1 pseudogene is annotated in these 1421 nt (G+C 67.4%); it reads right to left on the bottom strand.

Annotated features, from left to right (window positions below):
- Positions 1-42: 42 nt before the first annotated feature.
- Positions 43-1250 (bottom strand): annotated as a pseudogene (locus tag CSQ87_RS10625) (IS256 family transposase).
- Positions 1251-1421 lie beyond the last annotated feature (171 nt).

Genomic DNA, 1421 nt, shown 5'->3' with positions numbered 1-1421 from the left:
GGGACTGTCTCTTTAAGTGTGTAACTGGTGGTTTTTCGTTTGTCAGTTCCTGTCATCCGGCCAGCGGTCGGCGAAGGTGATGGCGAATGCGTTCAACGCGGGTTTCCACCTTGCCGTCCATCGTACCTGACCCCTGCCGGTCGGGTCCAATGACCTGACGGTCAGGTACAGACACTTCAGGGCGGCCCGCTCGTCGGGGAAATGGCCGCGCGCCCTGACCGAGCGGCGGAATCTCGCGTCGGGGCTCTCGATCGCGTTCGTCGAGCAGATGACACGGCGGATCTCGACGTCGTAGTCGAGGAACGGTACGAACCGGTCCCACGCGTCCGACCACAGGCCGCGGATCGCGGGATACTTCTCGGCCCATCTGCCGGCATCTCGTCACGCGCGGCCACGGCCGCCGTCTCGTTGACGGCCGTGTAGATCGGGACGAGGTCGCGTCCGATGGCCCTCCAGTCGTTCTTCGACGCGTACCGGTACGTGTTGCGCAGCAGGTGGATGATGCAGGTCTGCACCACCGCCCTCGACCAGACCACGCCCACGGCGTCGGGCAGGCCCCTCAGCCCGTCGCAGACCAGGAAGAACACGTCCTCCACCCCGCGGTTCTTCAGCTCGGTGAGCACCGAGAGCCAGTGCCTCGCGCCCTCGGCGGCGGGCGAGCCCCAGATGCCCAGCACGTCCCTGTCGCCCTCCAGGTCCACGCCGATCGCGGCGTAGAACGCGCGGTTGGCGACCTGCCCGTCACGCACCTTGACGTGGATCGCGTCGATGAACACGGCCGCGTACACCCGGTCCAGGGGGCGCGTCGACCACTCGTCCGTCTCCGCGACCACCCTCTCGGTGATCCGGCTGACGGTCTCCCGGGAGACGGACGCGCCGTAGATCTGGCTGAAATGGGCGCTGATCTCTCCGGTGGTCAGTCCCTTGGCGTACAGGGAGAGCACGACCTCGTCCACGTCGTTCAGGCGGCGCTGCCGCTTCCTGACGATGACGGGCTCGAACGAGCCGTCACGGTCGCGCGGCACCTCGATGGTGACGGGGCCGACCGCGTCGGTCACGACGGTCTTCACGCCGGTGCCGTTGCGCGTGTTCGCGGACCGTCCACTCGCGCTTTTCTCGTGTCTGGCGCGCCCGAGGTGCTCGGTCATCTCCTCGTCCAGCGCGGTCTCCAGCACGGTCCTGGTGAACTGCTTCAGCAGGCCGTCCGGGCCGGTCAGCTCCAGGCCCTGCTCCCTGGCCCGGCGGATCATCTCCAACGCGAGCTCGCGCTCGACCGTGGGCGTCCGCGACTCCCTGCGTCCTTTTGTCCTCGCCCCGGCTTCCTTGCCGGCGGCCGTCCTTGCCGTCATGGTTTCCATTGTCTCAGTCGGCATGCTCATCACAGGCCCCTTTCCCGCCGGTCCCACGACCGGCGATCAAAG

The organism is Bifidobacterium simiarum (genome assembly GCF_002802905.1).
GTDB lineage: Bacteria > Actinomycetota > Actinomycetes > Actinomycetales > Bifidobacteriaceae > Galliscardovia > Galliscardovia simiarum.
Note: the sequence above shows the minus strand (reverse complement) of the source record. Positions and strands in the feature narration are given on the sequence as shown.